General features: G+C 62.3%; 18 protein-coding genes and 2 pseudogenes. 4 read left to right on the top strand and 16 right to left on the bottom strand.

Going from position 1 to position 21,501, the window contains the following annotated elements; translation table 11 throughout:
- Positions 1–847: GTP-binding protein (locus B2A78_RS08925; RefSeq protein ID WP_077729651.1), on the top strand; the 847-nt coding region annotated here is incomplete at its 5' end.
- 127 nt (positions 848–974) lie between these two features.
- Positions 975–1,229: a DUF2182 domain-containing protein gene (locus B2A78_RS08930; RefSeq protein WP_077729652.1), complete on the top strand. Its 255-nt coding sequence runs from the start codon at positions 975–977 to the stop codon at positions 1,227–1,229.
- A 501-nt stretch (positions 1,230–1,730) separates the two neighbouring features.
- On the opposite strand, the pseudogene B2A78_RS08935 reads toward B2A78_RS08930, so the two are convergent.
- The 10 genes and pseudogenes from B2A78_RS08935 to B2A78_RS08975 all read right to left on the bottom strand — a co-directional run.
- Positions 1,731–2,129: pseudogene (locus B2A78_RS08935) on the bottom strand (HAD-IC family P-type ATPase); the annotation flags it as partial.
- A 69-nt stretch (positions 2,130–2,198) separates the two neighbouring features.
- Entirely contained in the window at positions 2,199–2,744 is a 546-nt protein-coding gene (locus tag B2A78_RS08940) for a thermonuclease family protein (RefSeq protein WP_077729654.1), read from the bottom strand.
- 173 nt (positions 2,745–2,917) lie between these two features.
- Positions 2,918–3,811 carry a cation diffusion facilitator family transporter gene (locus tag B2A78_RS08945; RefSeq protein ID WP_077729655.1) on the bottom strand — a complete coding sequence of 298 codons (894 nt, stop codon included), beginning with the start codon at positions 3,809–3,811 and terminating at the stop codon, positions 2,918–2,920.
- A 65-nt stretch (positions 3,812–3,876) separates the two neighbouring features.
- Positions 3,877–4,227 carry a DUF3147 family protein gene (locus tag B2A78_RS08950; RefSeq protein WP_077729656.1) on the bottom strand — a complete coding sequence of 117 codons (351 nt, stop codon included), beginning with the start codon at positions 4,225–4,227 and terminating at the stop codon, positions 3,877–3,879.
- Between the two features lie 5 nt (positions 4,228–4,232).
- Complete coding sequence (locus B2A78_RS26570) at positions 4,233–6,533, bottom strand: heavy metal translocating P-type ATPase (RefSeq protein ID WP_346425839.1); 2,301 nt, start codon at positions 6,531–6,533, stop codon at positions 4,233–4,235.
- Positions 6,510–9,632, bottom strand: a pseudogene (locus B2A78_RS26575) (CusA/CzcA family heavy metal efflux RND transporter); the annotation flags it as partial. The gene B2A78_RS26570 and the pseudogene B2A78_RS26575, both read right to left, overlap by 24 nt.
- A gap of 23 nt (positions 9,633–9,655) precedes the next feature.
- The gene (locus B2A78_RS08960) at positions 9,656–9,994 is read right to left on the bottom strand and encodes a YnfA family protein (protein WP_077729658.1); all 339 of its coding nucleotides are present in this window, start codon (positions 9,992–9,994) and stop codon (positions 9,656–9,658) included.
- Positions 9,995–10,144: 150 nt separating this feature from the next.
- A complete protein-coding gene (locus B2A78_RS08965) occupies positions 10,145–11,650 on the bottom strand; it encodes an efflux RND transporter periplasmic adaptor subunit (RefSeq protein ID WP_156880950.1) in 1,506 nt (501 codons plus the stop codon).
- On the bottom strand, positions 11,647–13,017 hold the full coding sequence (locus B2A78_RS08970; RefSeq protein WP_240502460.1) for a TolC family protein: 1,371 nt from the start codon (positions 13,015–13,017) through the stop codon (positions 11,647–11,649). Before B2A78_RS08970 ends, B2A78_RS08965 begins: the two co-directional genes overlap by 4 nt.
- Positions 13,018–13,113: 96 nt before the next feature.
- Positions 13,114–13,560 (bottom strand): hypothetical protein, encoded by a 447-nt coding sequence (locus B2A78_RS08975; RefSeq protein WP_077729659.1) that lies wholly within the window; start codon positions 13,558–13,560, stop codon positions 13,114–13,116.
- A 178-nt stretch (positions 13,561–13,738) separates the two neighbouring features.
- On the opposite strand from B2A78_RS08975, the gene B2A78_RS08980 reads away from it, so the two are divergent.
- Both B2A78_RS08980 and B2A78_RS08985 read left to right on the top strand, forming a co-directional pair.
- Positions 13,739–14,086: a DUF3147 family protein gene (locus B2A78_RS08980; protein ID WP_077729660.1), complete on the top strand. Its 348-nt coding sequence runs from the start codon at positions 13,739–13,741 to the stop codon at positions 14,084–14,086.
- Between the two features lie 44 nt (positions 14,087–14,130).
- The gene (locus B2A78_RS08985; protein ID WP_077729661.1) at positions 14,131–14,970 is read left to right on the top strand and encodes a sterol desaturase family protein; all 840 of its coding nucleotides are present in this window, start codon (positions 14,131–14,133) and stop codon (positions 14,968–14,970) included.
- 194 nt (positions 14,971–15,164) lie between these two features.
- Here B2A78_RS08985 and B2A78_RS08990 read toward each other — a convergent pair whose 3' ends face one another.
- From B2A78_RS08990 to B2A78_RS09010, 6 genes are all read right to left on the bottom strand, one after another.
- Complete coding sequence (locus tag B2A78_RS08990) at positions 15,165–16,970, bottom strand: ABC transporter transmembrane domain-containing protein (protein WP_240502461.1); 1,806 nt, start codon at positions 16,968–16,970, stop codon at positions 15,165–15,167.
- Entirely contained in the window at positions 16,967–17,143 is a 177-nt protein-coding gene (locus B2A78_RS26010) for a hypothetical protein (RefSeq protein WP_156880949.1), read from the bottom strand. The genes B2A78_RS08990 and B2A78_RS26010 overlap by 4 nt, the downstream gene beginning before the upstream one ends.
- 164 nt (positions 17,144–17,307) lie before the next feature.
- Entirely contained in the window at positions 17,308–18,249 is a 942-nt protein-coding gene (locus B2A78_RS08995; RefSeq protein ID WP_077729662.1) for a hypothetical protein, read from the bottom strand.
- A 101-nt stretch (positions 18,250–18,350) separates the two neighbouring features.
- The gene (locus B2A78_RS09000) at positions 18,351–19,433 is read right to left on the bottom strand and encodes a glycosyltransferase (protein ID WP_077729801.1); all 1,083 of its coding nucleotides are present in this window, start codon (positions 19,431–19,433) and stop codon (positions 18,351–18,353) included.
- A 61-nt stretch (positions 19,434–19,494) separates the two neighbouring features.
- Positions 19,495–19,731: a DUF2934 domain-containing protein gene (locus B2A78_RS09005; protein ID WP_077729663.1), complete on the bottom strand. Its 237-nt coding sequence runs from the start codon at positions 19,729–19,731 to the stop codon at positions 19,495–19,497.
- Between the two features lie 337 nt (positions 19,732–20,068).
- Entirely contained in the window at positions 20,069–21,418 is a 1,350-nt protein-coding gene (locus B2A78_RS09010) for an HD domain-containing phosphohydrolase (RefSeq protein WP_077729802.1), read from the bottom strand.
- Positions 21,419–21,501: the final 83 nt, after the last annotated feature.

The raw sequence follows: 21,501 nt of genomic DNA on the forward strand, positions 1-21,501 counted from the left end.
GGATCAGCAGCTGATCGAGCGGCAGGATATCCCATTGATGACCCTGTCCGGCGGCTGCCTGTGCTGGCAGGTGCGGGAGGCTTTGGCGCCGGTACTGAAAAAACTGTGGATGGCGTGGAGCCGGGTCGGCTCGTTCGATCGGGTCATTATCGAGGCCAGCGGCGTCGCCAACCCGGAGCCCATACTGTATACCCTGCTGCGGGATCGCTGGCTGGCCTCCCGCTACCGGCTGCACGCCGTCGTGGCCACGCTGGCGATACCCCACGCCCTGGAGCAACTGGACCGGTTTCCCGAGGCTCGCGCCCAAGTGGCTTGGGCGGATACCGTGGTGCTCACCCATGCCGATATGGCCGGCGCGGAGGACAAATTACGCCTTGAGGCCCGGTTGCACGAACTCGCTCCGGCCACGCCCAGATTTTCTTCGTCATTACGAGGTGAGCTCGATGTCGAGGCCCTGTTGCGGACCCGTACCCGCGGCACCGACGGTCGGCCGCTGCCAAAGGGCACCGACCTGCCTGACCACGGTTTTCGCAGTCTTTCTTTATACCTGGACGATCCGCTGCCCTGGTTGCAGTTGCAAACCATGCTTGAAGGATTGCTCGCTCGCCATCGCGAACACCTGGTGAGAATCAAGGGTGTCGTCTATTTGCCCGATCGAATCGAGCCGGTCGCCGTACACGCCGCATCGGGGCAGCTTTTTCCGCTGGTGCCCTTACCGGTTCGTCCGACCGATGACCAGCGTGGCCGGTTGGTGTTCATCACCGCCGGCCCACTCGATCCCTTGGCCGAGGAACTGATGGCCGCCATCCACGGTAGCGCTATTCAGGGCTTGGTCCGCCTCCATTGATTGAGAGGCCTTGTTTCAGAACATGACCAACCATAGCCTCTCTTCGGATTCCCCTGCGGCAGTCTCTTCAAGCAAGCGCCGCCAGTATGCGTTCCAGATCTAGGTTCAATTCTCAGCCCCATTCGCTCTGCGATTAACTCGGCGACTGCCGACGCTTATCGGCGGGTTGCGTTTGAGGCTGCACCACGGCTTCTATTGCATCGGCTGTTGCAGGGCCGAGATGCTGGTGATGTTTGCCGTGGGCGTAATGAACCTGCTCTGGATGGGACTGATCACCCTGGCGATCGTGGCGGAGCGCTATGTGCCCGGACCGGAAGGCAGCGTTCGAAAGCTGGTGGGCATTGGGCTGATGGCTTGGGGCTGTAACCAATGGATAAGATGATCTCGAAGACTGACCTACGGTAATCGTCGGACGATTACCGTCTTGATGGAATCGAACCCATCGGGCCGCAAGTGACGCACGTCGTTCCAACTGGAGGTCCAAGTGGTCGAGCCGCGTATCATCCGTTCGGAACGTTGCCCGAAGTGTTGGCGACGGAGTTGGGTACCAGCGGCTTCGGATTGGTAATTTCGACGCGCTGAGCATGGATCATCGCCTTCAAGGCAGCCAGACCTAGCAACTGAATCTCCAGTCAAACAAATTGCCCACTGCAAAACCCAATGAGGCTGTAGGGATAGGAAGAAGAAGCGAGAAATCTCAACGAGCGCACGAAGTGCATAGGATGCCTCGACTGAATGTGTGAAATGGTACTCTCGGATCCGTGAATCTCCTCTTGGAGAGCCGGTTGCGAGCCGACTGACGGCAGAAACCATTTCTCCATGAAGCGCGATACCTTCAACAAAGCATTCCATTAATCCAAGCTTGCCCAAGCGCATGACTCTCTCATCTGAGTAATCGCAATCCATTGAAGATCACCAAGAGCGAGGCGCCCATGTCCGCGGCGATGGCGGACCAGAGGGAAGCGCTGCCGAGGAAGGTCAGAACAACAAAAACGCCTTTGACGGTCAGCGAGAATGCGATGTTTTGACGGATGACGGCCAGGGTGCGCCGGGAGTGGTGGATCAGCCAAGGCAGCCTCGACAGATCGTCGGACATCAGGGCGATGTCGGCGGTCTCGATGGCGGCATCGCTCCCCGCCGCGCCCATGGCAATCCCCAAGGTAGCCCGCGCCATCGCCGGGGCATCGTTCACGCCATCGCCCACCATGGCCACCTGGCCGTATTCGGCAACCAGGGTTTCCATGGCTGCCACCTTGTCCGCCGGCAGCAGCTCGGCACGAATCCGTCACGCCCATTTCCTGGGCGATGCGCTGATTTCAGGTGTTGCAATCGTCGGTCGTTAACTTATGGCCTAAAAATGATGATCGTCACCCTCATGGTCGTCGCGACATGTGGCGGTATGGGGATGATCGTTGCAGTCGTCCCATGGTGGCGGTGTGGGGCTGGGGGCATGGGTGCAATGGGAAAAGGGTTCGCCCCAAAACCCGGCACAGCGGCTTTGCGCGTTATTTTGAGCGCCGACCAAGTCGGGATCGGTCGCGTTAGGCTGCATCCATGCCCATCCTTGATCGAGTTGGTAAATCGCCGCATCGGCATAAAATCCTCCCCTCAATTGACAGGCCACCCGGCCGTCACTGAAACCAGGGCCGGGATTGTCGATGGAGACATGGACGCGGCGGTTTCGGCAGAGTTTGGCCAGCTTGGCGCGCGATTTTCCGAACCCACGTTGGTGCTTCTGCGGCGCCTCTATTCCCGTCAGATGAATTCTGACTTTTTGATGGCCGTGCCGAACGGTCAGACGATCACCGGATTGGATCGAGATCACCTTGCCGGTATCGGAAAGGGCAGCCACGGGCAGGGCAAGCGTCAGAGCAACGAAAAGTCGAATCGGTTTCATCGCTGTTCTTCATCGGTCAGGACAAGGTAAAAAGTATGGAGGTTCGTGTGAACCGTGGCAGCCTTTTCCAGGCCAACAATTACCGTCCTAAGTTATTGTGGCGGTGGTGAGGGGGTGGGCCACCTAACGCTAACCCAATGTTCTCCCTACAGAGCTTGCCTCTCCAAATCCCTTCACAGTGGCACCTCAGCGGTCTTTCGACTGGTCTGTTCCACCTGAATGGTCGAGTGGTCGAGCTTGAACTTCTCCCTGAGGGCCGTTGTCACCCGTTCTATCACCACCGCCGAGAATTCCGGAGGCGCGTGGTCCGCCAGTACTACATGGGCGCTGAGCGCGTCGATGCCCGAGGTGATCGTCCAGACGTGCAGATCGTGGACAGAGGCGACCCCCTCGATATCGAGCATCGTCTGCTCGACCTCTACCAGGTTGATATGCGCTGGCGTGGCTTCGAGCAGAATGTTCACGGCCTGCGTCATCAGTTTCCAGGTGCGCGGCAGAATGAACAGGCCGATCAAGACGCTAAAGATGGGGTCGGCATAGTACCAGCCGGTAGCCCACATGATCCCGCCGGCCACGAGAACGCCGACTGAACTGAGTAGGTCGCTGACGACCTCGAGGAAAGCGCCCCGCAGGTTCAAGCTCTCCTTCGCGCCCCGGCGCAAGAGCCAGATGCCGATCAGGTTCACGACCAAGCCGACTACCGCTACGGCCAGCATGGGCAAACTGGATACCTCGGGAGGCTCCTGAAAACGGCGGTAGGCTTCATACAAGATGTAGAAGGAGATTAGGAACAGGACTGCGGCGTTGGTTAGCGCCGCTAGAATTTCGACCCGGTAGTAGCCGTAGGTCTTGGTCGGCGATGCCGGCTTTGCAGACATCCAGGCGGCGAAAAGGGCCAGCCCCAGCCCGCCCACGTCGGTGAGCATATGAGTCGCGTCCGCGAGCAGCGCAAGGCTGTTCGTCCAGAGCCCGGCCACGACTTCCACGAAGAAGTAGGTAAAGGTCAGACCGAAGGTGGTCCACAGCAAACGGCGATTCCGGGCTGTGACCGATACCAATGTACTCATTGCTAGTAGCTCCTACACCACATGTCACTCCAGCTCCCCCCACGTCTAAGCATCGGGAAGAGTTGCTAAAGACGCATCCCCGCGTAGCCGAGCACCAGATAGTACAAGGCGTAAAAGCTCACGGTCGCTGCCCCCGCCAGGCTCAGCGCCGCGAGGAAAGGCAAGCCGATGCGCAGAAACCAAGCGAACAGTGGGAAGAAGGCCAGCGACGGGATCACTGCCCAAAAAATTCCCATTGCCAGCCCAGCGACCGATCGAACATCGCGGGTGTTCACCCAAAACCAGGTCAAGGCCAATAGCGAAGTGAGCGGCAATGCCGCGAGGATGGCGCCCAGCCATACCGAGCGCTTGGCCGTTTCCGAAACCGCCACGACCACCACGGCGGTCAAGAGCGTCTTGATGATCAGACGGAGCATCGCGGCTATCTCCTGAGCAGCCGCAACCCATTGAAGATCACCAAGAGCGAGGCGCCCATATCGGCGGCGATGGCGGACCAGAGAGAAGCCGATCCCAAGAAAGTCAGAACCACGAACGCCGCCTTGACCAGCAGCGAGAAGCCGATGTTCTGACGGATGACGGCGAGCGTGCGCCGGGAGTGGCGGATCAGCCAGGGCAGCTTCGACAGATCGTCGGACATCAGGGCGATGTCGGCGGTCTCGATGGCGGCGTCGCTCCCCGCCGCGCCCATGGCAATCCCCAAGGTAGCCCGCGCCATCGCCGGGGCGTCGTTGACACCATCGCCCACCATGGCTACATGGCCGTAGCAAGTGACCAGTCTTTCCATGGCGGCCACCTTGTCCGCCGGCAGCAGTTCGGCGCGAACCTCGTCCACGCCCGTTTGCCGCGCGATCCGTTGCGCTGTCGCTTGGTTATCGCCGGTGAGCATGACGAGGTGCTCGATGCCCGCTTTGCGCAGTCTCCGGACGGTTTCGGCGGATTCCGAACGCACGGCATCGGCCAGGGCGATGAGGCCGCATACGTGGGTTTCGTTGCCCACCACGACCACCGTCCGGCCGGCTTGCGACAGGTTCTCCAACTGCCGGTGGATTTCCTCGGTTTCCTGGCCGCGTTCCTCCAAGTAGCGGTGGGAGCCGATCCAATAAGTCTTTCCGTTGAATTGCCCGGTGGCTCCCTTGCCCTGGAGGATTTGCACCTCCTCGGCCGACCGAACTGGTACCATCCGTTCCTCCGCGTAAGCCACGATGGCCCGGGCCAGGGGGTGATCGCTGCGCGCTTCCAAGGCTGCGACCCGTTCCAACAGCTCCGTATCATCGTGACCGCTCAAGGGAACCACGTGCACGACTTTCATGCGGCCTTCGGTCAATGTGCCGGTCTTGTCGAAGGCGACCGCCTTCAGGCGCGCCGGCGCTTCGATATACAGTCCGCCCTTGACCAGTACGCCGTTTCGGGCCGAAGCGGCCAGCGCCGCCACGATGCTAACCGGCGTCGAGATCACCAGGGCGCAGGGACAGGCAATCACGAGCAGGACCAGGGCGCGGTAGAGCCATTCCGCCCAGGCGCCGGAAAACACCAGGGGCGGAATGGCCAGTACCAGAACAGCCAGTGTCATGACGGCCGGTGTGTAGATGCGGGCAAAGCGGTCCACCCACTGTTCGGAAGGTGAACGCCGGCTTTGCGCGGCGGCGACCAGGCGGATGATATGGGCCAGGGTGGTGTCGCCGGCGGGCTTGGTGCACTCGATTTCCAGCGCGCCGTTGCCGTTGACGGTGCCGGCGAACACCTCGCTTCCGGGTTCCTTCGGGACCGGCACGCTCTCCCCGGTGATGGGGGCCTGGTTGACCTCGCTCGTGCCCCGGGTCACGCGCCCGTCCAGGGGAATGCGCTCGCCCGGCTTGACCACGAACCAGGCGCCTACAGGCACCTGTTCCGGCGGCCGTTCCTCTTCCCGTCCATCCGCCCGTTTCACCCGGGCAGTCGGCGGCGTCAGATCCATCAGGGCGGCGATGGCCCGGCGGGCGCGCCCGAGACTCCAGGATTCCAAAAGCAGCGAAACGGCGAACAAGAAGGACACCGTCGCCGCCTCGAACCACTCCCCGATCCCCACCGCGCCGATGACCGCAATGGTCATCAATAGGTTCATATCGGGGCGCAGGCGCCGCAGGGCGAACCAGGCCTTGGGCAAAACGTAAAGGACTCCGGTCAGGATGCCGAGGCCATAAAGCAGCTTGGCCGCGAACGGCACCTCGTGGTGGATGCCGGCGCCTTCGGCACCGAAAGCGGCGCTCAAGCCGCCCGCCGCGAACACCTGCAACAGCAATCCCGCCAGCATGAACACTCCGCTGGCGGCGGTCAGCGCGGCTCTTCCGTGCCGCTGCCAGAGCCCCGCTTCGCCCGCGGTCCGCTGACCCGCCTGCCAAGGCTCGGCGCGCATGCCCGTCCGGGCGATAGCCTGAACGATGGCGGCATCGTCGACTTGAGCGCCGGAGACGGTCATCGAAGAGTCCATCAGGTTGAAGGCGAGGTTTTCCTCACCGCCCACCAAGGGACCGATTTCCCGTTTCAAAACAGCGATCTCTTCGGCGCAATCCATGCCGGTGATCCGGAAGCGCCGACCCGAGGTGAAATCCCCGGCTTCGGGTGGCCGTGGAGCTTCCGGCCGGGGCGGCGCCTCGGCACAACAGGCATCGTGCGGTTCCCCGCTTGCGGGCGGCCCCGCGGCATCCGGCGCGCCGCCATCTTCTTCCTTGCGCGTCTTGAACATCCGGTATAGCACCGGCAGGACCAACAGCGTCAGGACGGTCGAAGAGAGAATCCCGCCGATCACCACCGTGGCCAAGGGCCGCTGCACCTCGGCGCCGGTGCCGGTGGCGAGCGCCATGGGCACGAACCCCAAGGAGGCGACCAGGGCGGTCATCAACACGGGCCGCAGGCGGATCAGGGCGCCCTGCCGGACGGCTGCATCCAGGGACGTGCCCTCGCTGCGCAGCTTGTTGATGAAGGTGATCATCACGAGGCCATTCAGCACCGCCACGCCCGACAGGGCGATGAAGCCCACGGCGGCGGAAATGGAGAGCGGAATACCTCTGAGCCACAGGCTCAGCACCCCGCCGGTCAGGGCGAAAGGCACGCCGGTGAAGACCAGCAGGCCGTCCTTGACGTTGCCGAAGGTGGAATAGAGCAGCATGAAGATCAGGAGCAGCGCGACCGGGACGACGATCTCGAGGCGTTTGGCCGCCTCGATCAGCTGCTCGAACTGCCCGCCCCAGGTGGTCCAGTAGCCGGGTGGGATTTTCACCTGTTCCCCGATTTTCGCCTGAGCCTCCCGGACGAAGGAGCCGAGGTCGCGGCCGCGCACATTGGCCGTCACCACCACCCGGCGCTTGCCGTTTTCCCGGCTGATCTGGTTAGGACCCGGAGCGACTTCGAAATCGGCGACCGTCCCGAGCGGCACGAAATGGGAGCCGGCGGCTTGAGCGCCGGGCAGAGGGATAGGGACTCGTTTCAAAGCCTCCATGTCCTCCCGAAGGTTTTCCGGCAGGCGCACCAGAAGATCGAAGCGCCGGTCCCCCTCGAAAATCTGGCCGGATTCCTCGCCGCCCATCGCCGCCCGGATCACGCCCTGCACGTCGGCGGCGTTCAGTCCGAAGCGGGCCAGGGTCGCGCGGTCGAGACGTACGGTCAGAACCGGGAGCCCCGTGACCTGTTCCACCCGCACGTCCGAAGCGCCCGGTATCTTTTCCAGCACTGCGCCGATCTTTTCGCCGGTTTCGAGCAGCACGTCCATGTCATCGCCGAACACCTTGACCGCCACGTCGGCGCGCACCCCGGAGATCAGCTCGTTGAAGCGCATCTTGATGGGCTGGGTGAACTCGTAGTTGTTGCCGGGAATCGCCTTGACCGCCCGTTCGAGTGCTTCGACCAGATCGTTTTTGGAGCGGCCGGGATCGGGCCATTCGGCGCGGTCTTTCAGCATCACGAAGTTGTCGGCCACGCTGGGCGGCATGGGGTCGGTGGCGATCTCCGCGGTGCCGATCTTGGCAAACACCCGTTCCACCTCGGGGAATTCCTTGATTCTCTTTTCCAGCACATGCTGCATTTCGACGGCCTGGGACAGGCTGGTGCCGGGGATGCGGAGCGCATGCAGGGCGATATCGCCCTCGTCCAGGCTCGGCACGAATTCCGTGCCCATGCGCGTGGTCAGGAGCAGGCTCAGGGCGACCACGAGCCCTGCGGCGGTGGCCACCACGGCGCCATTGCCGAGGGCGGTCTCCAGGAGAGGCCGGTAAGCCCGGTGAGCCCAGCTCATGATGGGATTTTCCTTTTCGGAGACCCGGCCGCCGATGAACAAAGCCACGGCTGCCGGCACGAAGGTGATGGACAGCACCATGGCACCGAGGAGCGCTGCGACCACGGTAAAGGCCATGGGATGGAACATCTTTCCCTCGACCCCGGTGAGGGTGAAGATGGGCAGGTACACCACCATGATGATCATCTGCCCGAACAGCAAGGCCCGGCGCGTTTCCTGCGAGGCGTCGAAGACCACGCTAAGCCGTTCGGACAGGGTCAGTGCACGCTGCAGCCGGTGCTGCTCCAGCGCCAGGCGGCGAATGCAGTTTTCCACGATCACCACGGCGCCGTCGACGATGATGCCGAAATCCAGGGCTCCGAGGCTCATCAGGTTGGCGCTCACCTTCTGGCTCACCATGCCGGTGATGGTGAACAGCATGGACAGGGGAATCACCAGGGCGGTGATGAAGGCGGCGCGGAGATTGCCGAGGAACAGAAACAGGATGGCGATGACCAGGGCCGCGCCTTCCGTGAGGTTGTTCCGCACCGTGGCGATGGTCTTGTCCACCAGCACGGTGCGGTCATAGACCGGTATCGCCTGGACGCCTTCCGGAAGACTCCGGTTGATCTCAGCGAGCTTTTCGTCGGCCGCCCTGGACACGGTGCGGCTGTTTTCGCCCATGAGCATGAATACCGTGCCCAGCACCACCTCCCGACCGTTCTGGGTCGCCGCGCCGGTCCGCAGCTCCTTGCCGATCAGTACCTCGGCCACGTCCTTGACGTAGATGGGCACGCCCTTGAAATTCCCGACGATGATGTGGCGGATCTCGTCCAGGTTCGCCACCTGCCCCGGAGAGCGGATCAGGTATTGCTCGCCGCGATGCTCGATGTAGCCGGCGCCCACGTTGGCGTTGTTCTTGGCCAAGGCGTCGAGCACGTCCCGGAAGGACAGCCCGTAGGCCATGAGCTTGTTGGGGTCGGGGGTGACATGGTACTGCTTGACGTAGCCGCCGATGGTGTTGACTTCCGTGACGCCGGGGACGGTGCGCAGCTGCGGCCGTACCACCCAGTCCTCCAGGGTGCGGAGGTCCGTATCGGTGTACGGCGTCCCGTCGGGTTTGCGGGCGCCGGACTCGGCCTCCACCGTCCACATGAAGATTTCGCCAAGGCCGGTGGCGATGGGCCCCATGGTGGGTTCGAGGCCGGGCGGGAGCCGGCCCTTGGCCTCCTGGATGCGCTGGCTCACCAGCTGCCGGGCGAAATAAATGTCGGTGCCGTCCTTGAAGATCACGGTGACCTGGGAGAGCCCGTAGCGGGACAGCGAACGGGTCTGCTCCAGGCCGGGCAGTCCCGCCATGACGGTCTCGATGGGAAAGGTGACGCGCTGCTCCGCCTCGAGCGGCGAATAACCCGGTGCCTCGGTATTGATCTGCACCTGGACGTTGGTGATGTCAGGCACGGCGTCGATGGGCAGCCGCTGGAAGTTGTACACCCCGAGCAGGGCCATGGCGCCGGTGGCGATGAGGACCAACCAGCGCTGGTGGATGGAAAGTTGCAGGATGCGTTCGAACATATTCGATCTCTAAATGGAGTGCTTTAAGCGCTTCGGGGGGCGTACATGATGACGGCGACGCCGGCGATGCACAGGGCAGCACCGACGAGATCCCAGCGGTCCGGCGGCTTACCGTCGATCCACCAGCCCCACAGCACCGACATCCACACGAACACACCGCCATAGGCGGCGTACACGCGGCCGAAGTGGGCCGGCTGAAAAGTGGGAACGATCCCATAGCCGATCAGCAGCAAGGCGCCGATCGAGCCGACCCACCAGGGTCGGCCATCCCGAAACCAGAGCCAAACCAGATAACCCCCGCCGATCTCCAGGAGGCCGGCCAGGACGAAGTAGAGCACCGACAGGACCCACACGCTGTTCATATGGATAACCGTGTTAAAAAAGCCACATTACGCTCACTCTCCCTCCCTCATCCCTACCCGGCTTCGCCCCCCTCGCTTCGCTCTCCCCAAAGGGAGAAGGGAACTATTGAGCCCCTCTCCCTCTGGGAGAGGGGTTGGGGTGAGGGGATTTCAATGCTCATGCGTCGCCCCGGCCTTGCCCAGCTCCGCCTTGAGCACGAAGCTGTTCCCCGCCGCATACCGCTCGCCCGCCGAAAGCCCTTTGATCACTTCCACGAAGTCGCGGTCGCGGCGGCCCAGTTCCAGCGGGCGCACCTCGAACTGGTCGCCGTATCGGGCGAACACCACCTGGAAATCCCGCCAGGTTTGTAGCGCCACCGCCGCCACCGCCACCGGCACGGTCGTTTCCTCCTGCACCACTTCCACGGTCACGAACAGGCCGGCGCGCCAGCGTCCTTCGGGATTGGGAAGGTGCACGTGGGCCGGGGCGGCGCGGGTCTGCTCGCCCACCAAGGGCCCGAGGTAGGCGACCGGTGCCTCCGCCTCCAAGTCCAGCGCCGGGGCTTTCAACCGGACCTTCTGGCCCAGGCGGACCCGATTCAGGTCCTTGGCGGGCACGCTGAATTCCCCCCAGACGGTGGAGAGATCGGCGATGACGAAAACCGTCGTGTCCGCCTGGACGGCCTCACCCGTCACCGTGTGTTTCTCGATCACCTGGCCGTCCAGCGGCGCACGCAGCTCATAGCGTGCAAACGAGGCGCCGCCTCCGCTACCGATATGGTCGATTTCCGTCCGATCGATACCCAGGACGGCCAACTGCTGCCGTGCGGTGGTGAGGGCGATTTCGGCTTCCGCGAACTGGGTACGGGCGGCGAGATAATCCTGCTGCGCGGAGATCTTCTCGCGCCACAGGCGCTCTTCCCGCTCGAACAGGGATCGGGCCAGCGCCAGGCGCTTGACCGCCGTGGCATACTGGCTTTTCAGATCCGCCAGATCCCTGCTCTCCAGCACAGCGATCACTTCGCCCCGGCGCACGCCGTCGCCCAGTTCCTTGCGCACCTCCACCGCGACCGCGGCGACTCTCGGCACCACATGGGCGAGGCGGTTCTGGTCGAACAGGATTTCGCCGGGCAGCTCCAGAACCGTCTCGATGGTCGCGGGACCCGCGGTTTTTACCTCGATACCGGCGCTTTGGAGCGATTCCGGTGCGAGCGCCACCCGGCCCTCCACCTGGGAATAGGCGAAGTCATAAGTCTTGCCGGCGTATTCGGCGTTGGCCTTCACATCGAAGGAATGGGGCTCCTCGACGATCTCATCGCCGAGCAGATAGTCCGCTTCCTTGTGGAAGCGAATGCGATCAATGCGGTTGCCCAGCCGGTGAAGTTCGAACGTGAGCGCGACCGCTTCGGGTGGCAGGGGCTTGTCGTTCTCATAGACGTACACGCGGAATCGGGGCGGCACGCCCTTTTCGTAAATCGTGATCTCCAGGGCAAAACCGTCCCGGGAAAGCAGCCGGCCACCGTGGGGGCCGCGGACGATTTCGTTTTCGTGCGCTTCGCCCGCACCGTGTTCGTCCTCTTTAGGACCCTTGGGCGGCTCCGAGGTCAGGATCAGACCGGCCAGCACCAGTCCGATCAGCAGCAGGGCGGCGATGAGCGATGATTGCTTGATGTTCATTGGGGCTCCTTGGAAACGGGTACGAAGGCGAGCCGTTCGCCGATCAGCCGCTCCAACTCGGCGACGGCCTGGTGATAGGCAGTGAGCACGCGCAGGTATTGCGCCCTGGCGGCGAACAGCGTGCGCTGGGTGTCCAGGACATCCAGCAGGGCGAATTTGCCGAGGCGATAACCTTTTTGTACCGCGTCGAAGGCGCTCTCGGCGCCGGGCAGAATGGCGGTTTTGTACGCCTCCGCTTCCGCATAGGCGGCGGCGAGCGCCTGATAGGCGATGTTCAAGGCCGTGCCGACCCGCACCTCGGCGGCGCGGCGTTCCTCGATCGCCTTGGTGTGGCGATGCTCCGCCTCCAGAATGCCGCCCTGATTGCGGTTGAAAACGGGCAGCGGCAGGGAGACGCCGGCAACCAGGGCGTAGTCGTCGGGCATGAGGTATTTGCTCACCCCCAGGATCGCGGTCACGTCCGGAACGGCCCTGGCCTTTTCTAGATCGACCAGGGCCTGTCGCTGCGTAAGCTCCGTCGCCCAGCGGGCCAATTCCGGGTTCCGGTGAATCCTTTCCTGCAATTGCTCCAGGGTGGGGATGGGCGAGACGGTTTCGAGCTCCCCCAATACGCGGGTAAAACGCGGGGTGACGCTGCTCCAGAGAGCCGCCAAGCGCCTCCGGGCAGCCTCCATTTCCCGTCCCGCCCGCGTCAGGTCGGTGCGGACGGTAGCGAGAGCGACCTTCGCGCGGGTTTCCTCCACCGGCGATACCTTTCCGGCTTCGACCTGGTTCTCGACCGCCGTGGCCACGTGTTCCGCGATTTCCGCCGTCTGCCGAGCCAGGTCGAGGCGCGCTTGGGCGCCCAGCACTTCGCTGAAGGCCTGGGCGACCCGGGTCACTACTGCAATGCGTTGTGTCTCGTAATCCCAGCCGGCGAGATCCTGGGTCAGCTGGGCCGCCTCGATGCGGGCGGCGCGCTTGCCGCCCAGTTCGATCAACTGGCTGAGTTCCAGGGTCACCACGTCGCCGTCGAACCCTCGGATCGATCGGTTGCCGAAGTTCTGCGCCAAGGCATTGAGCGTGGGGTTGGGCCGAAGTCCAGCCTGCAGCACCGCCGCCTCGCGGGCGCGGATTTCCTGCGAGAAGGCGGCGAGTTCGGGGTTTTTGAGCAGCGCCGCGATGAGCGCCTGCATCAGGGTGATGTCCCCGGCGGGCTCTTCCGCCGAGGCTGTTTGGTCTGCGGCGGGTTCGTACGGTGCCTTGCTGGCCGCAGCGATTTTTTCGGCCGCTCTGGGCACCGCCGTTTCGGCGCCCTGGGTCGAACTGTCGAATAGCAAGAGGCCGGTCAGCGCGACGGCTACCGGTACGGTGAATTTTGTGAACACGGAAGATTCTCCCAAGCGGGTGGAGTACCCTGCCGTGCGGCACGCGCACGACAAGGTCCGGCGCCCTCAGACGGGGCGCCATACCGCTTGGGTGATCTAATTCAGAAGAACAACGGTGCGCCGGGCGAGGAGCCTGGAATCGGTGATCGGCGGATCGGGGAAACGAAGCCGCCGCGGCACCAGCCGGGCATAGGGAATGAGGAGGAAAGTGAGGAAGACCAGGGGCAGGAGCCCGAGATCGAGCGAGGGTTTTGATGCCTCGGCCAGGGGAACATGGGCGCCGTGGTCATCGTCCACCACGGGAATGTCCCTGCAGGGAGAATCCCCGTCCGCGAAGTAGGCGCCGGTCTCGGCCTTGGTCGGGGAGCGTTGATCCGCATCGGTTCCATGATCATGGCCGGCAGGCTCCACCGCCACGTGACCATCGGCCCCGAAACACAGCACGAAAGCCGACACATCGCGATGGCCAAAGCCAAAATGACCGAGCACCGCAAGCATCAGCACAACAGAGAGCCAGATTTTGGAGCGCCGTAGCGTATTCATTGCTCAGTTACTATATCCTATCGCCGCCAAGCGCGTAAATGGTAGCGCGGCTAAACGAATGAAAAAGCTGGTTCAAACTCGGGGACAGGCAGGGTAATTTATGGACTTTTTCAGAGTAATCGTCCCGGATAGGCCGTCAAACTTTGTCGGACCGAATCCCAATCGCCAAAGAGTTAAGATGGCCTATTACCTCCTCAAGGTTTGCCTGTCGGCGCTCCTGATCGTCATCGTGTCGGAAACCGCGAAGAGCAGTTCGATGCTCGGTGCCGTACTCGCCTCGCTGCCGGTGATATCCATCATCGCCTTCATCTGGTTGTATTTGGAGACGCATGACCTGAGCAAGATTGCCGCGCTGTCCGTGGATATCTTCTGGCTGGTGATTCCTTCCCTGACGTTGTTCTTGCTGTTGCCCCTGTTTATCCGTTGGGGCTTCGGGTTCTGGCTCAGCCTGGGCGCATCGATGGCGGGTGCCACCGTTTGTTACGGCGTGATGGTGCTTGGGCTGCGGTATTTCCAAACCGGATGATTATGGGTCGATCTATTCCTGTCGCTGTGGGGTGATCAAGCACCATGGAGCTTTCCCTTGAATTCGAATCCGTGATCCGACTGGGATTTTTCCTCGGCGTGTTCGGCCTCATGGCTTTGTGGGAGACCCTCTGGCCGCGCCGGCCGCGCTTCGTCCGCCGCTGGATCCGTTGGCCCAATAATCTCGCCATCGTCGGACTCAACAACCTGTTGCTGAGAGTGGCATTCCCGACAACCGCGGTCGGCTTGGCCATGGCAGGTACCGAGAAAGGTTGGGGATTGTTGAACAATTTCGACCTGCCCGACTGGGCCGCAGTCGTTCTCTCGGTGATAGTGCTTGATCTCGCGATCTATCTTCAGCATGTGATGCTTCATGCAGTTCCCGTATTCTGGCGCATACATCGCATGCACCACGCCGACCTCGATTTTGATGTGACCACCGGATCACGGTTTCATCCGATCGAGATTTTTCTGTCGATGGCGTTCAAATTCATGATTATTGTTACGCTCGGCGCATCCGCGCTGTCGGTCTTTATCTTCGAGATCCTGTTGAATGCGACATCGATGTTCAACCATAGCAACGTCTGCATCCATGCCCGCATCGATCGGATCTTGCGCCGGGTAATCGTTACGCCCGACATGCATCGGGTGCACCACTCGATCCTGCCGCGAGAAACCAACAGTAACTTCGGCTTCAATGTCCCCTGGTGGGACCGGCTGTTTGGCACATACCTCGATCAGCCTGCTGATGGGCACGAGCACATGACGATCGGGATCGAGCAGTTTCGGACCTCACGGGAGCTTTGGCTTGACCGGATGCTGATACAGCCGTTTCGAAGCAAGGTCGGCCATTACCCGATCGGTCGTCGGGGTACGGCGGGATAATTAAAAGGACCCTATCGCGTTTATTCCTCCTCGTGCTCCGATCCGGGGACCAATGGACGAATCACGAACGCCCTAGCCCATTCGGCAGCACATTGATGAGCATGCGTCTGGGGTTATAGCCCAGTCGGAGTGGGTCAGCTTCTCCGATGGCGCCTTTGATCTGATTGCTGCCACCGCCAAGGTGGACGCTCTCTTTACCCCCGTCCCGCTTGGACCGTCTTCCATTGCCATCCGCCGTCGCCCGCGAGTTCGAGAACGGCATCGTAGTAGTCAAGCGGTTCGTCGGCCTCCCCGATGTTGAGGTACGTGATCGAGTTTTCGGCGAGCATGTCCAGGATTTGATGGACTTGCCTCGGGCTGAGGGCGGTGCCGGCCCGGTCCAGGAAGACGAAGCGGGGAGCCGCGAGGAGAATATGGGCAAAGGCGAGCCGTTGCTGCTCGCCGAGCGACAGGATGTTGTTCCAGTCCTGCTCTACGTCCAGTCCGCCGGCCCGCGCCAACACCGGATCGAGCTCCAGGGCGCGCAGCGTGGCGAGCATCCGGTCCTCCGGGATCGAGGACTCCTGACCGGCGGGCAGGAGCACTTCGCGCAGCGTCCCCGGAGGCAGGTAGGGCCGTTCGGGGAGAAACAGAATCCGTCCGTGGCAGGGCCGGATGAGGCGTCCCTCCCCGGCCTCCCAGGTGCCGGCGGTCGCTCGGAACAGGGCAACCTTCGCTTCTTCGTTCGACCCCAGGATCAGGAGCCGCGTCCCGCACGGCACCGAGGCCGACAGCTCTTTCAGCAGGATATGGCCGTCCGTGGGCGACAGCAGCGTCAGCCGCTCGTACGTGAGGCCACATTCCTCCTCGCACTCGCAGACCTCGATCGCCGACGCCGGAACCGGCCGCGCCGCGCAGAGCGGACATTCGGCCGTGCGGCGATGATGCTCGCACACCTCGCTGGCCAGCACCGGCGCCGACTCGGCCTGTTCGATGGCCTCCGCAAGCGAACCGAGCCGCGCGACCACGGCGGTGTACGAGGAAATGGACTGGAACTGGGTGACGATCAGCGAAAAGGCGCCCACCAGCTGCGCGAAGGCCATGGCCGACTGTGTGATGACCCCGAACTCGATTTCGCCGCGGATGAAGAGCGGGGCCACGACCAAGGCGGGAATGATCTGGACCAGGTAGTTGTAACCCGTGGTGAAAAACCCCAGGTTGCGGTTCACCGCGATGATCCGCTGAAAATTGGTCGCCCACTCCGCGATCCGCCGCGAGAGCCTGGTTTCCAGCCGTCCCTCGCGGCGCGCCAGCGCCACCGATTCGGCGTTCTCCCGCACATGGATGAGGTCGGCCCGGAAGTCGGCCTCCCGGTCGAGTTGATTGATGTTCAGTCCGATGAGCGGACGCCCCAAGACGATCGTCAGGTAGGAGCCCGCCGCGGCGTACAGCACGGCGACGCCGAACAGCAGCGGACTGATCGACCACATCACGCCCGCAAAGGCCAGGATCGTGAAACTGCCGTTGAGGAACATGAGCACGAACGAGAGCGTGGTGGCCGTAAACGCCCGCACGTCGTCGGCGATGCGCTGGTCGGGGTTCGCGATCTCCCCGTTGGCGATCAGCCGGTCGCTCAAGCGGTAGTAGACGGGCGGTTCGAGATAGCGGCCGACGGCCCGTCGGGTCAGCCACTCCCGCCAGGTCAGGCCGAGGGTTTCCTCGCTAAACCGATAGAAGACCGCCACTACCGTCGAGGCGGCGAACACGCCGACGTAGAGGATAGCCTGCCCGACAAAGCCGGACAGGTTGCGGTTTTCGATAGCGGTCATGAAGTCGCGGCCGACGTAGCTGTTGACGACGTTCAAGCCGTTGATCGCGAACAACAGGGCGATGAGCAGCGTGAACCGCCACCGGGCTTTCCCGCCGGCCTCGGAAGCCGCAAAGTTCTTGACCATCCGGACGAATCGAGCCCAGGTCCGCCCGTCGAGCGAAATCGATTGAGTAGTCATGCTGATATTCATAAGGATTTGCCCATTTTCGCCGGCTGGCGAACTCTCCTGTTTATCGTTTGGCCCACCGGCATCAATAATGCCAGCAGAAAGAAATCGAGGCCGCCGGAGAATCCGGGGATATCGGGGTGAACAGCTTCACCGAGAATGAGCACCAACGCCATTACCAGCAATAGCATCATCATCGGGTATCGCCTCGCCAAGTCCTGGTGCGTCTGGCTTCAGGCTCCGCGATCGGCCCGGAGTCCGTTCCGAAAAGTCCTGCTCCCCACCTCGGGCGACATCGTTGGAGTGGGACTATGCCCTTATGGCCGCCTAATTGCGAACGGGGGTTACAAAGCCGCTCGATTTACATCGCCTGTCCGTCGTTAGCCGTGCTGTTGGGCTGGAGAGACTGGACCGGTGTGTGAGGATGCTGCCCCAGCACCGCCTGGCGCTGGTCCTCGGTGAGGAGGCTGGCGGCCTCTCCGACGGCTCGAACGAAGGCGATACGCTGCTCGGCCCGCAGGCGCTCGATCTCGCGAATCTTGTCCTCGATCCGGGCGATTTCCGGCTGCTCGGCCGAGGTCAGCGCCCAAAGCTCCTGTTCGGCGTCGGCGATCCTGCGTTGCCTTCCGACCTTCTCCAGCAGGGTCCTTTCCCTGAGACGGCTCAGTTTGGCGCGTTGATCCGGCCTCAAGGCGAGGCGCTCGGCGTGGTCGAGGAAGAAATCCGTCGCTCCGACGTGGTAAAGGTGGGAGGTGCCAGCCAGTCCAGCCAAAGCGGATTCTCCCAATAACCCGCCGCTGAGACCTATAGATCCCATGACCCCGCCGGCAACTTCTGGCGTCATCGTGGTCCCCGTCGCAGAGGGACCTCTTACGGGCAGAGTCGTTGAATCTCCGGTAGCGGGAAACATCTGACTCTGCGTCCAGCGATCATCGTGCCGCTCTCTGACCCGCTCCATCGCGAACCGGTATTCCCCCGTGTCGGACCGCCCCATGAAATAACGCCGCTCGATCGCTTGCTCGGCTGTTTCCGTCTCGGTCTCCATGGCACTGGAGCCTTCATTGGCGCTCTTCCTGGGTTCGCTTTCGTGCGTCTGGCCAAGGGCTGCCTCAAATCGGCCAATACGCGCTTGGAGTTCGGCGATCTGATCGCGAAGCTCCCGAACGATCGAGGCGGCGTCCTGGGAAGCCTCTTGGCGATCGGTACTTTCCGCTGCAGCCTCGATCACCGGAGTGAAAAAAAGGCCATCCAGGATGAAAACCAGGATCAGTAACCGGATCGAATCAGTCGATATTCGCCTCATTGTCTTCTCCCGCTTCATTTGTTCAGCATCCCCGCAAACGGCGAGCAGCGAGCACTGTCGCCCATGGCGTTCAGGCGAATGATGAGGATGCGTGGCATCGTTCAAAAGCCTCGCTCGGCCACCAGTCGGTTGTACAGTTCGACATAGGCCTTGACCACCGCTTCCCGGCTGAACTGACGCAGCAAAAGCTCATGACCAGATTCGCCCAGTGCGCGCCGGTCATTTGACGGTATTGCGAGGGCGTCCCGAATACGATCGGCCAAGGCGATGGCATCGCCGCAGGGGGCCGGCAGACCGGTCCGCTCATCCTCAATGAGCTCCAGCGCGCCGTGGGTCGCCGTGCTGACGACCGGCAGCCGGTAGCTCCAAGCCTCCAGAATGACGTTGCCTAGGGGCTCGTGACGGGAGGGGCAGACGAACAGGTCGGCGAGGGCATAAAAAGCGTCCGGCTGCTGCCAGCCAACCCAGCGCACGCGCCCTTCGAGACCGAGAGCACAGCTCAGCTTCCGGAGCGGATCGGCCAAAGGCCCGTCACCCGCGATCAACAAGATCAGCGGCCGCCCATCGTGGTCGGTGGGTAGCTTCGCGAGCGCGTTCAGCAGATCGTCGAAACCTTTCTTCTCGATGAGGCGGCCCAAGGCGAACAGGACGAAGGCATCCGAAGGAATCTGGTAAGTCGTGCGAAGCATAGGCAGCCGCTCTGCGGACAACGGGGACGGCTCGGGCACGAAGTTGCCGATCTGGAACACCCGTTCGGCTGGCAGGCCCGACTGGACCAGATAATCGCAAATGCCCCGGGTGTTGCCTATCCACGCATGGGCGTGGCGGTAATAGCCGTCAATCTTGTAGAAGCCGCCCAAGCGGGCGATATGAACGGCCCGCATCGTTGTGGGAAGGCGGGTCAAGCGCGTGGCCCTTCCCATGTAGGTTTGCACAATGCAGGGCTGATGTTGGGCGACGAGCCGGCGGATGCGTAGGGCCGACCAGGCATCCCATTGATTGGCGAGCGGCAGATGCACCTGCTCAATCCCTTCCGCCTCCAGGGCTTTGACCACCGGGCTGCCTCGCCGATTGACCGCGACTACCCGGTGCCCCGCTCCGGAGAGAGCTCTCAGCAAACGGACGTAGAACTGATCGGCCCCGCCGAACTGCCGACTGCCGAGGATGTGCAGCGAAGGAACCAACTCAATCACCTGGCCACAAAACACACGCCCTTGGTAAAGGCTCTCGGCCAGCAGTCATGGCTCAGCCGCCCGAAATGCTTTCGTCATCTTGCTTGGAACTGGTTCCCAAGATCTCTTGCTCGGCTTCCAGCCAGTCCTCCGTTTCGCCGCCCGGCGCAAAGCCTCGCTGCTCGGCCTTGAAATAAGCCGCTTCTGCGATCTTGTCACGAAGGATATCCGTATCTGCGGGCTGTTCCGCCGTGACTTCGGTCTTGACCGGGGTCAATTCTTCGGTTGTTTCTTGCTTTGCTTTAGCCATGGTGTTCCTCCTCGTTTGCCTAAATCTTCTGTTGTGAAATCAAAGCCCGATTCAGGAGCGCGGTCTCGAACCGCGCCATCCAGCTAGAAAGCAACCGTTATGCCACACCAAATCATGGCCAGAACCGGCAAGAATTCCGGGCAAACCCGGAATTCAAGTGTGATTGAATTGGTTACGGTTAGAGGGCAAAGTTACAGTCCGGAAGAGAGTTCCTGTCATGGCTTCATCGGAACTGCGCGTCGATTGACTCGATCACTGCCGACTCCGTTCCCGCCCATAACCGATCCACGCATTCACCGGCGCCGAGACGATCTTTGAAAAGACGCCAACGCCGTTCTCAAGAACCAGCCAAAAAGTAGCGTGCGATGAGCGGCTGCAGCTTGGCTTCCATCTGACGCTCATCCAGGCGAGAGATTTCTTCATGCAGTCGCGGGGCGATATTCGTGAACAGGGCCACCAGATGCGGATCGAAACGGCTGCCGCTGTCCCTTTCGAGCACGCCGATCACCTCATTCACGCGCCACGGATCTTTGTAGGGGCGTTTCGACGTCAGGGCATCGAACACATCGACGATGGCGAAGATGCGCGCGTTGAGCGGGATCTCCTTGCCCTTCAATCCCCGCAGGTAGCCGCTGCCGTCGTATCGTTCGTGGTGGAACTCGACGACGTCCTGTGCGCCCTGGAGCCAGCTCGATTTGCTCAGGACGTCCACGCCCAGCCGCACGTGGGTTTTCATGACCTCGAACTCTTCCGGCGTCAGTTGGCCGGGTTTGAGCAGGATCGGATCGCGGATGCCGATTTTGCCGACATCGTGCAGGAAGGCCCCGGCGATCAGGTCGCGCATTTCCTTCCTGGAAAGCCCGAGCGCCTCCCCGAGCCGAAGCGTATAGAACGTCACCCGATAGTTGTGAACGTTGGTGTCGGAATCGCGTTCGGCAATGGCGCAGCCCAGCACGTCCAGGAGTTCCAGGTTGCCCTTGAAGAGGTCGGCGGAGAGCCGGATGAGCCCGCGATGGAGGGTCAGGATGATCGGGTACATCAGGGCCGTCGTGAATGTGATGCTCACCGTCACGAACGCGAGCGTGCGGAACAGGTCCTGCTTGATTCCGGTGAGGGTCGCTTGATCGACCTGATAGATGCCCTCGAAATACCCCACCAGGTTCCCCGGCGCATCCTTCAGGGGAACGAGGGTCACCAGCACCAACTCTCCGCCGACGAAATGGAGTTCATGGGAGAATTCCCCCTTCCGCGGAAATTTGTGCCGGTACCGGTGGATCGCCTGTTCGGTCGACTCCTTTCCGCTGCGGACGGCTTCGAGTTTCAGCTGCTTGGTCCGGTCGTACAGCTCGACCACGAGAAAGTGCTGATCGACCAACTGTTGCGCAAGCCGCATCAAGTGCTCGTACGCTTCGGCGTCGATTCGGTCGAGCTTGTGGGCGGACTCTCCGCTGAAGGTCGCCGACTCCGTCAGCGCGAGACTATGCACGAACGTCCGGACGCGACTGAATTCGAGAAACAGGACGATGCCGGTGATGGTCGTGCTGAGCAACAGCCAGCCCAGAAACAACCGGAGCAGGATTCTTTTGTGGATAACGGCGCTAGCGGCCCGGGTTGCTCGGGAATGGTCGTCCTCGGCGCGCTGTGGCGAGGCTTCTTGGCTTGGAGCTGATTTATATCTGCGGTGCATCGGGGTTAATGCGAACGGACGGAATTTGCTTACCTGTCGTTGTTGCACTTCTCGCGCCATCCCGCCGGAAGTTTTCTTGTCCT

Source organism: Methylocaldum sp. 14B, from assembly GCF_002005105.1.
GTDB lineage: Bacteria > Pseudomonadota > Gammaproteobacteria > Methylococcales > Methylococcaceae > Methylocaldum.